Annotated in this window: 9 protein-coding genes; 5 read left to right on the top strand and 4 right to left on the bottom strand. The window is 36.0% G+C overall.

Translation table 11 applies throughout. The annotated features are described in order from the left end of the window. Positions 1-126 precede the first annotated feature (126 nt). From mltG to pnuC, 4 genes are all read right to left on the bottom strand, one after another. Entirely contained in the window at positions 127-1,152 is a 1,026-nt protein-coding gene (mltG, locus tag ACGHIN_RS15475) for an endolytic transglycosylase MltG (protein ID WP_390455506.1), read from the bottom strand. Between the two features lie 30 nt (positions 1,153-1,182). Next, positions 1,183-1,950 carry a diaminopimelate epimerase gene (gene dapF / locus ACGHIN_RS15470; RefSeq protein ID WP_390455503.1) on the bottom strand — a complete coding sequence of 256 codons (768 nt, stop codon included), beginning with the start codon at positions 1,948-1,950 and terminating at the stop codon, positions 1,183-1,185. A gap of 91 nt (positions 1,951-2,041) precedes the next feature. After that, on the bottom strand, positions 2,042-2,662 hold the full coding sequence (locus ACGHIN_RS15465; RefSeq protein WP_390455501.1) for a hypothetical protein: 621 nt from the start codon (positions 2,660-2,662) through the stop codon (positions 2,042-2,044). Continuing rightward, a complete protein-coding gene (gene pnuC, locus ACGHIN_RS15460) occupies positions 2,659-3,336 on the bottom strand; it encodes a nicotinamide riboside transporter PnuC (RefSeq protein ID WP_390455499.1) in 678 nt (225 codons plus the stop codon). Before pnuC ends, ACGHIN_RS15465 begins: the two co-directional genes overlap by 4 nt. A 165-nt stretch (positions 3,337-3,501) precedes the next feature. Between pnuC and ACGHIN_RS15455 the strand changes: the two genes are divergently transcribed. The 5 genes from ACGHIN_RS15455 (at position 3,502) to ACGHIN_RS15435 (ending at position 9,745) form a co-directional block, all read left to right on the top strand. Beyond that, positions 3,502-5,031, top strand: coding sequence for an APC family permease (locus tag ACGHIN_RS15455; protein ID WP_390455496.1), 1,530 nt, complete (start codon positions 3,502-3,504; stop codon positions 5,029-5,031). Between the two features lie 50 nt (positions 5,032-5,081). After that, a complete protein-coding gene (locus ACGHIN_RS15450) occupies positions 5,082-6,095 on the top strand; it encodes a WD40/YVTN/BNR-like repeat-containing protein (protein WP_390455493.1) in 1,014 nt (337 codons plus the stop codon). A 196-nt stretch (positions 6,096-6,291) separates the two neighbouring features. Continuing rightward, positions 6,292-7,650 (top strand): oxygen-independent coproporphyrinogen III oxidase, encoded by a 1,359-nt coding sequence (hemN, locus tag ACGHIN_RS15445; protein WP_390455490.1) that lies wholly within the window; start codon positions 6,292-6,294, stop codon positions 7,648-7,650. Positions 7,651-7,653: 3 nt separating this feature from the next. After that, on the top strand, positions 7,654-8,865 hold the full coding sequence (locus ACGHIN_RS15440; RefSeq protein WP_390455487.1) for a hypothetical protein: 1,212 nt from the start codon (positions 7,654-7,656) through the stop codon (positions 8,863-8,865). A gap of 97 nt (positions 8,866-8,962) precedes the next feature. Continuing rightward, positions 8,963-9,745 (top strand): hypothetical protein, encoded by a 783-nt coding sequence (locus ACGHIN_RS15435; protein ID WP_390455484.1) that lies wholly within the window; start codon positions 8,963-8,965, stop codon positions 9,743-9,745. Positions 9,746-9,997: the final 252 nt, after the last annotated feature.

Below are 9,997 nucleotides of genomic sequence, written 5' to 3'. Positions count from 1 at the left end.
TTATTAATTCATTAAAAAGATTAAATGTAAAATATTACGATTTGTTTATTATTTTTAAAAGGATATGTCGCTTTTAAATGCTAAATGTTAATTATTATTTTGTTAAAATAAAGTTAAATGTATTCCTTATTTTATATTTTTGGAATTCAGCCAGTCCTGGTATGCTTTCGCGTTGATCGCGTGTTGTTCAGCACTTGCCGTAAATTTGTGGTATCCGAATCTTGCCGGATCAGCACACATGAAAATATAATTGTTGTTTTCAGCATTCAAAACAGCATCCACGGAGTTTTTATCTACCACACAAATCGGTCCCGGAGGAATTCCTGCATTCGCATAGGTATTGTAAGGTGAGGGAGTGGAAAGATGCTTATATAAAACCCTCTTGATAGACTCTTTAAAATTAGTTTGTTTATTCATTGCGTAAATGACCGTAGGGTCAGACTGAAGCTTCATTCCTTTTCTGTAACGATTGAGATACAATCCGGCAATCGTTTTCATCTCATCTTCTTTTCCTCCCGATTCTTTATATACAATAGATGCTAAAGCATAAATCTGGTTTCTGGTTAATCCGGATTGCTGCTCTTTAGCTTTTCTCTCATTATTCCAGAAGCTGTTATACTGGTCTTCAAACTTTTTAAAGAACTCTTTAGGAGTTACCGTCCAGAAAAAGTTATACGTGTCTATAAAGAAATATTTCTTTAGATCTTCCGCATTATTATACCCCTTTTCAGCTGCAATGGCATTAAAATCATTTACAAATCGTAAAGAATCCAATTCCGTTTTCTTGGTAACTCTTCCCACCATCTGATAGATATCTCCAAAATCACCGATTCTAAAAGTATTCTCGGTCTGATTTCCGGCTTTGATCATATTCACAAGGTTTGTATTTCCTGTACCCCTTTGGATACGATACCGTCCTGCTTTAAAATATTTATCTAAATCCTTATCTTTTGCCACCGCTTCAAAAGATTCTTTATTTTGAATATACGGACTGATAGAATCTAAAAGTTGCTTGAAACTCGCGTTATGAGGAATCAAAATATAACCCTCTTTTTCCACATTGTTTCCGTAATATGTATTATAAAATCTAAAACCAAAAAATCCTGCCACTACAAAAACAAGCAGAATGATAATGAGAATAGCTTTTTTCATTATAGATAAGTGTTGATTAAAAGTTTTTGTTTAAATAAGGTCTACCTTGCCTTTAAAAACTTGTTTTGCAGGACCTTCAAGCCAAATGTCACGGAAGGAATCTCCATTTTTTTCAGCATATACTTTAAGGTCGCCACCAAGCGTTTTAACTTTTACAGAGATTAGATTGTTTTTTTGCAGAAAAGTTAAAGCTGAAGCCGTAACTCCGGTCCCACAGCTGTAAGTTTCATCCTCAACGCCTCGTTCATAGGTTCTTACGAAAATTTCATCATCATTAATTTTTTCCACAAAATTGACATTGATCCCCTTTTCGTGGTAATTTTCTGAATTTCGGATCTCATTTCCTTTGGCAAAAACGTTGTAATTCACCAAATCTTCAACATATTTTACATAGTGAGGAGATCCGGTATTCATTACAGTGTCGGTTCCGTCATTGGAAATTGTATCCACATCAATCATCTTTAATTTAATGATTCCGTTATGGATTTCCGCCTCGTGTTCACCGTCAATTGCAATGAATTTACACTTATCTTCGAAAATATCAAGGAAAAAGGCAAAAGCTACGAGACATCTTCCTCCGTTTCCGCACATGGTGCTTTCTCCGCCATCAGAATTATAATACACCATTTTGAAATCATAATTTTCATCATTTTCAAGCAGAATAAGTCCGTCTGCCCCGATTCCGAAGCGTCTGTCGCAAAGTTTCTCAATGATATTTTTGTCTTTTGGAAATTGCAGATCCCGATTATCCACCATTACAAAGTCGTTTCCTGTACCCTGATATTTATAAAATTCCATGTTGTATTGCTAAAAAAATGAACTTGCAAAATTACTATATAAAAATGAAAAACGAACAGTGTTAGCTGTTCGTTTCCTTAATTTAGAATGATTATCTTCTGAATCCGCCTCCTGATCTTGAAGAGTTGTCTTGTTGATTGTTCTGCGGATTATTATTTCTGTAACTATTTCCGGAGTTATTGGAGTTGTTATTCTTGTTGCTATTTCTAAACCCTCCGCTATTCTGTTGTCTCTGGTTGTTATTCTGCTGCTGGTTTCTGAATCCGCTTCCCTGGTTGTTCTGGTTTCTGTTGGAATTGGAATTTCTGAATCCACCGCTATTGTTTCTGTTATTATTATAACGGTTACTATTATTATAATTACTGTTATTATAGTTTCCATTATCAGTAGGGGTATTACGGAAACCGTTAGCAGGTCTTTGTGAAGTGCTTCGTCTTTCTACATAAACCTTTCTTCGGTCATTACCGCTACCGTAATAATAATAAGGAATCCCATTATCATAGTAATAATTGATGTCATTTCTGTAATAATATCCGTCATTTCCATAATATCCGCCACTTCCGTAATAACCGTAAGGGGCATAATAATATCCGTTATTATAATATGGGTCCCCATAGTAAGGACCGCTTGCATAGCCGTCAGTATAGGCCATACAAGATGATAAACTAGCTATAGTAAAAACGCTGAACGCTATTTTTAATAAATTTTTCATGACTTTTCTGTACTTTTTTCTTTAAAACTTTTTTTCCAATTGACATATCCGAGGATAGCCATTATAGTAAATACCAAATATTGAACCGAAGTGATGCCAAGACCCTTAAAAATCATCATAGGGATACAAATTAAATCCCCAATGATCCAGAAAATCCAGTTCTCAATGCGGCGTTTGGCCATAAACCACATCCCTACTAAAAAAATGGAAGTTGTAAGAACATCCAGCCAATTCGCCCAATCAAGATGATACAATCCCAGGTTGGTCCCCACCATTGAAAACTTATGGTCAATAAAAGGTTTATAATAATAAACTAGGGTCACCAAGGCGAAGCTTATAAGGAAAAGCAAAATTCCGAACAGCCATTCTTTTTTTGTCGCCCAGGTTACCTCCACATGAATATGATCTTCAGAATTCCTGGCCCATAAAATCCATCCGTAAATACTCATTACCGTATAGTAAACATTTATCATACAGTCACCCAATAAGCCAAAGTTAAAAAGAATGTATACATAAATAAGGGTAGAAATAATGCCGGTGGGATAAACCCAGATGTTTTTTTTGATGGAGAAATAGACACTCAGAATACCGAAGAAAGCTCCTGTTGCTTCCAGAAGGATTTGTAAACCGGTATAGCTTTCATATGGTTTTACAAAGAGATCATATACATTCATATGATCAAAAATAAACAAAAATTCATATATCTGAAAATACTTCAAATAAAGTGAAAATCAGTTTTTTAGGTTTTTATTTTTAAATTAAATGATGAAAGTTTATCAATAAATGTTAAGATTTCTAAAATTTTTATATTTTCGTAAATCTTTAATAAATAATAAAATATGTCAAAAATTTGGGTTAAAAAACCAATGAGCGCTTATGAAGCTGATATCAAAAAGAGCCAGTTGAAACGCGTTCTCGGAAAATGGAGCCTTACAGCTATTGGAATCGGAGCAATTATCGGGGGTGGAATTTTTGTACTTACGGGGACAGGAGCTTATTATAATGCAGGGCCTGCATTGGCTCTTTCCTTTGTAATTGCCGGAATTGCCTGTGTGTTTGCTGCTTTATGTTATGCTGAATTTGCATCTATACTTCCTGTAGAAGGTTCTGCGTATGCGTATGCGTATGGAACTGTAGGCGAAATTTTCGCATGGATCATAGGATGGGGGCTGATCCTGGAATATGCAATGGGATCAATGACGGTCGCCGTATCCTGGTCAGGATATTTTAGTAAACTCCTCAAAATGTTCGGACTTCATCTGCCAACATGGCTTACTACAGACCCACAGACATATTGGGCATCAGGAAATGAAGGGTTTTCTATGAACCTACCGGCATTCCTGATCGTATTATTTGTGATTTCTATTCTGATCAGAGGAACAAAAGGTGCTGCCAAAGCGAATAACTTTATTGTAATTCTTAAAGTTTCCGCGATTATTTTCGTAATCATTGCAGGAGCGTTTTTCATTAACCCTGAAAACTGGACTCCGTTTATTCCGGAAGCTACTACGATTACAGAGAATGGTGTTTCCCATTCCGCATATGGTGTGGCCGGAGTTGTAGCGGGAGCATCAGCTATTTTCTTTGCTTATGTAGGATTCGATGCGGTCTCCACACAGGCAGGGGAGGCAATTAATCCTAAAAAGGATGTTCCGTTCGCTATTATTGCATCACTGGTTATCTGTACACTTTTATATATATTGGTTTCTCTTGTTTTAACAGGGATGATGCACTATACAGATTTCAACCCGCTTGGAAAATATCCGGATGCAATTAAAGCTCCGGTGGCTTATGCATTTGATATTGCTGGTCAGGCTTGGGCCGGATATATCATTACTATCGCTGCTACGGTCGGATTAATCTCTGTATTAATGGTAATGATTATGGGGCAGTCAAGAATTTTCTTAGGAATGTCTAAAGATGGACTTATTCCTGCAACTTTTGCCAAAGTAAACCCTGAAACCGGAGTTCCTACTAAAAATCTTATCATTTTAGGAATTGTAATCTCTGTTATAGCCTCATTAACACCAATTAATGACCTTGCACACATGACCAGTTTTGGAACATTGTTCGCATTTACAATGGTTTGTGTGGCAGTCTGGGTATTGAGGGTGAAAGAACCGAATTTACAGAGAAACTTTAAAGTTCCGGCTTTACCGATAATTGCTTGTTTAGGTATCGCTATTAATATTTATTTGATTATTAACTTAAGTAAAGAGGCTCAAATGTATTCTCTAGCCTGGTTGGTGATTGGATTTATCATCTATTTCCTTTACAGTAAAAAGCACTCTAAGCTTCAGAACGGTGGCTATGGAGAAACTTTTAAAGCTGAGCAGGAACCTCTGGAAAAACCAGATTTAGATCTATAAAATATAATTTTAAATCCACAGAATTCTGTGGATTTTTTATTTTTGCTATTATGAAAAAGATTTTTACCATTTTGTTTTTCGTGTTGGGAATATTTGTATCTTCCCAAGAAATAGAAAATTTCACCACAATTTTCAATGATAAAATCAGTATAAGGGCTTTAGAGATCTATGATGATAAAGTCTGGTACAGCGGAACGGATTCCAAATTCGGTTTTGTGGATTTAAAGAATCCCCAAAATCAGAAACAGATCCGATTATCGGAAAAGAAACTTCAGTTCAGGACACTGGGACAGGATAAGAGCTCCTTCTATGCGATTAATATAGAAAGTCCCGCTTACTTTTTCAAGATCGATAAAAAAGACCTGAAATCACAAATAATATTTACAGATACGGTAAAAACCGCATTTTATGATGCATTACATTTTGTAAATGATCAACTGGGATACAGCTTCAGTGATCCAGATAAAGACAATTATTTGAAACTGGCTGTTTACCAAAAAGGAAAGTGGCGTTCAGCTAAGAATAATATCAAACTTCATGAAGGAGAAGCTGCTTTTGCAGCCAGCAATACAAACATAGCTTCTTCCAAAAAATATCTATGGATCGCCACGGGAGGAAAAATTTCCAGAATTCTAAGGCTGAATTTAAAAAACGAGAAGTTGGAGATTTTTAATACTCCTTTTATCCAGGGGCAATCTTCTCAGGGCATGTACTCCATAGATTTTTATGATGACAATTTTGGAATTGCAGTAGGTGGTGATTATACAAAACAGACGGATAATATCAATAATATTACTACTACCAATGATGGGGGTAAAACATGGCAGGTTCAGGCATCGAGACAAAATGCCGGTTATACAACATGTGTGAGAATCAAGCCCAATTCTAAAGGGAGGGAAATTATAGCTGTTGGAGATCAGCATATCAGCTATTCTTCAGATTATGGAAAAACCTGGAAGAAATTATCTGATGAAAAGGGGATGTTTGTTTGCGAATGGGTAGATCATAATACGATAGTTTTTGCAGGAAAAGACAGAATTTCAATAATGAAATTAAAATTTTAAATTTCTGAAATAGAATAAATCTCCGAATCTCCTGTGTTATTTCCGGATGTAATTTCAAATATCCTGTCCGGGAGCTCAGGCGTCTTTTATGACTGGTAGAATTGCGAAAGAGAATTTAGATCCGTTATAAATTTTGAAAATAAATCCTAATATAATTCATAATCCGTAATTCATAAGTTATGATTAATTTTGCAGTATGAATTCTTTAATTGATAAATATAATATTCCCGGACCGCGTTACACTTCGTATCCTACCGTTCCTTATTGGGATGAAAGTACCTTCTCCCCTGAAAAATGGAAGGAAAGTGTAGTAAGGTCTTTTCATGAAAGTAATTCCGGAGAAGGGATTTCCATCTATATTCACCTGCCTTTTTGTGAGGCTTTATGTACGTTTTGTGCTTGTCATAAACGGATTACCAAGCAACATAGCGTAGAAATACCTTATCTTGAAAGTGTTTTAAAAGAATGGAAGCTTTATCTTGCACTTTTCGAGGAAAAACCAAGATTAAAAGAACTTCATTTAGGAGGCGGAACTCCTACATTTTTCTCTCCGGAAAATTTAAAAACCTTATTGGAAGGAATCTTTGCCACCGTTGAGATTGCGGAGCATCATGAGTTTTCTTTTGAGGGACACCCTAACAATACTACGAAAGAGCATTTACAAACATTATATGATTTAGGATTCAGAAGAGTGAGCTTCGGGGTACAGGATTATGATCCTAAAGTTCAGAAGGCAATCAACAGAATCCAGTCTTTTGAAAAAGTTAAAGAAGTAACGGAATGGTCCAGGGAGATCGGATACAGAAGTATCAGTCACGACCTGGTGTTCGGACTTCCGCATCAGCATTGGAATGCCATGGAATATACTATTCATAAAACGCTGGAATTAAAACCAGACAGGCTTGCTTTCTATTCTTATGCGCACGTTCCGTGGGTAAAAGGGGTAGGACAGAGAGGATTTGATGAGAATGATTTGCCTAGCGGAGAAGAAAAACGCCGTTTGTATGAAGATGGTAAAAAACTATTGCAGGAACTGGGGTACATCGAGGTGGGAATGGATCATTTTTCCTTTGAGCATGATGATCTATATCAATCCCTGATTCAGAAAAAGCTACACAGGAATTTTATGGGCTATACTTCCAGTAAAACCCAGTTAATGATAGGTCTGGGAATGTCGTCGATCTCAGATTCATGGTATGCCTTCGCACAGAATGTAAAAACAGTGGAAGAATACCAGAAAATGGTGGAAGAAGGAAATATACCTGTTGTAAAAGGTCATATTCTGAATGAAGAAGATCTGTTGATGAGAAGACATATTTTAAACCTGATGTGTCAGCTGGAAACCACTTTTGATCCGCAAGACTCTGTTCCGGAACTGGAGAATGCTTTTGAAATGCTGAAAGAAATGGAAAATGACGAATTGGTTGAGATTCTGGGGAATACCATTAAAATTACTGAAAAAGGAAGGGCATTTACGAGAAACGTTGCTATGGTTTTTGATTTAAAAATGATGAGGAATAAGCCTGAAACGAGAATTTTCTCAATGACGATATAGTCTATGCTTCGGAAAGTTCTCCTGATATTGCTTTATCTTTATGCACTGACTTTTAGTGTTTTAAAAACGATAAGGTTTCCAAATGACTGGTCTGAATCACACTGGATGCTGGATTACAGATTTGGGTTTATCAAAAGAGGATTGGCCGGGGAAATCTTCGGATGGCTCTTTGAAAAGAATGAATTGACCATTTTAATTCTTTCCGCCGGAACATTATTTTTATTATACGCTTCTCTATTTACGATTGCTGTAAAGGAAACCCTTAAAAACGAAATCAGTTTTTACAGGATACTATTTTTTCTGATCTTTTTCCTCTCTCAATATGTCGTATTTTCTGCACATTTGATAGGGTATCTGGATCATATTGTGTTTTTACTGACCATTTTAGTGATTTGTTTAATTAAACAAAAGAAAATCATTCTATCATCGGTTATTGTAACTGTGTGTATTTTGGTGCATGAAGTTTCATTTTTTCTGATGCTTCCCATCAGTTGCTTTGCATTGATCGTCACACAGATTTCGGATGGTTTTTCATTTAAAACTATATTTTCAATATCTATTCTAAAGAAATTGGCAGTAGTGATTGTGTTGCCGCTTTTTACTGTTATTTCAGTTTCATTATATCAGGAAGCGAACGGAGAAAATTACTTTCCGCTGATTTTTAATTATTTAAGGCAAATCCCTTTTATTTCTGAAAAAGCTGCTGATTCTGTGGCTTCTGCCTATACAAAAAGTTTCAGCTATTATTTTAAAGAAGAGAGCGGAAGCTTTATCCAGAGATTATTTATCTCTAAAGCAACGATTTTCTATGGAATTCCGATACTGTTTTGTGTATGGATGATCTTTAAAGAATTGAAATTCAGACAAAATTTACAGCTGTTTCTTTTATTGCTATTAATTTCATGTATTCCTTTATTGCTTCATGGTATTGCGTATGATACCTACAGGATTTGGTCTTTTCCTTTTATGATCCAGTTTTTAGGTTTCTGGATATTAAGTTCAGAATTGAAGTCAGTAAGTATTGAGACCGGAAAATTATCAGCTTTGGAAATTTGCTTTTTCATCATTTCATTTATATTGGTTTCATTTGTCCCAAACGTGTTGATGGATGACGAGACGGAAAGATTTTCTTTAACGGAAAGATTAATACTGGTGATTCCGATACTTTTCATTATATATCTTTTGAGAAAATTTCAGCCCGGCAATGAAAGCTGATTTAATGAGATGAAAGAAACAATCCGGAAACTGAGTTTTTCAATGAAAGAGTAGTCTCTGATAAAATTTTTCATAAATTTGGTTAAAACTAAGGACTATGAAAAATTATACAAAAATTCTATGGATTTTATTCCTTTTCTGTTTCCAGCAATCATATTCTCAAGGCTTACAGGAGTCATTAGACTGGATCAACTCCAAGCGGCTGGAAGGTTTTGATTATTTCAGCGGCTCTGTATTGGTAAATGCAGAAAACCGGTTACAGGTTACTCCTGAAAAAATAAGGATCGAAACTAAAAATTCAGAAGGCTATACGTGGTTTGGCTGGAATACCATTAATGATTTACGGATCAATGATGATGAAGCCAGCAAATATGTTTTGTACATCGTATCCAATTATATTCACGAAGGATTGCCTTTATACATAGGTATTCATTTTAAAACAAAGGATTTAAGAGATCGATTTTCAAAGGCTGTGGAACATGTAGCCAAGCTACAGGGAGGGCCCAGCTTGGTATATGACAGTTATGACTACTCCAAAAGCAATGCTGTGGCATGGTTGAAATCCAGGGGGATTGATATTTTTGAGGGAGATAACAAATTAAGAATAGATATTACGGAAAACCAGATAAAAAAATACTATTTGAAAACATCAGATATTACAGAGATTAGTTGGAAAGAAGTAAAAGAGATCAAATCTGAGGTTTATGAGAAAAATAAAAAATATACCAGCATACAGATTGTAGGACCTGCGGATGCTAATGGAAATTTAAAAATTATTAAATATTACGTATTTCAGAATATTGCAGATAAATATGTGGGGGCTATTAAATCATTGGCTGCTAAAAATGGAGCTAATCTTGTGAAAGACGATTTATTTTAAATACTAAAGTAAAAGAGACTGTCTTAAAATGCCATACTGAACGAAACAAATATATTGAAGAATCTCAACTGTTGATTTCATCAGACTCTTTGACAGCTCAATTGCCTGTTTTTGGGCTCTGAGACACCCGCTCTTTTATTTTGGGTTTGGGGGGGGGGGGGGGGGGGGGCCGGCCCCCCCGCCGCCCCACCCCCCACGCGGGCGCCGCCCCCCACCCCCCCAGGCCCACTCGCACCCTCTTATATTACACCA

Origin of the sequence: Chryseobacterium barbadense, assembly GCF_042849955.1 — a bacterium.
Taxonomy (GTDB): Bacteria; Bacteroidota; Bacteroidia; order Flavobacteriales; family Weeksellaceae; genus Chryseobacterium.
Note: the sequence above shows the minus strand (reverse complement) of the source record. Positions and strands in the feature narration are given on the sequence as shown.

Excerpts from the sequence above, each read along its gene's own strand:
- mltG (WP_390455506.1), bottom strand. The coding sequence starts at position 1,152 with ATGAAAAAAGCTATTCTCATTATCATTCTGCTTGTTTTTGTAGTGGCA.
- dapF (WP_390455503.1), bottom strand. The coding sequence starts at position 1,950 with ATGGAATTTTATAAATATCAGGGTACAGGAAACGACTTTGTAATGGTG.
- ACGHIN_RS15465 (WP_390455501.1), bottom strand. The coding sequence starts at position 2,662 with ATGAAAAATTTATTAAAAATAGCGTTCAGCGTTTTTACTATAGCTAGT.
- pnuC (WP_390455499.1), bottom strand. The coding sequence starts at position 3,336 with ATGAATGTATATGATCTCTTTGTAAAACCATATGAAAGCTATACCGGT.
- ACGHIN_RS15455 (WP_390455496.1), top strand. The coding sequence starts at position 3,502 with ATGTCAAAAATTTGGGTTAAAAAACCAATGAGCGCTTATGAAGCTGAT.
- ACGHIN_RS15450 (WP_390455493.1), top strand. The coding sequence starts at position 5,082 with ATGAAAAAGATTTTTACCATTTTGTTTTTCGTGTTGGGAATATTTGTA.
- hemN (WP_390455490.1), top strand. The coding sequence starts at position 6,292 with ATGAATTCTTTAATTGATAAATATAATATTCCCGGACCGCGTTACACT.
- ACGHIN_RS15440 (WP_390455487.1), top strand. The coding sequence starts at position 7,654 with ATGCTTCGGAAAGTTCTCCTGATATTGCTTTATCTTTATGCACTGACT.
- ACGHIN_RS15435 (WP_390455484.1), top strand. The coding sequence starts at position 8,963 with ATGAAAAATTATACAAAAATTCTATGGATTTTATTCCTTTTCTGTTTC.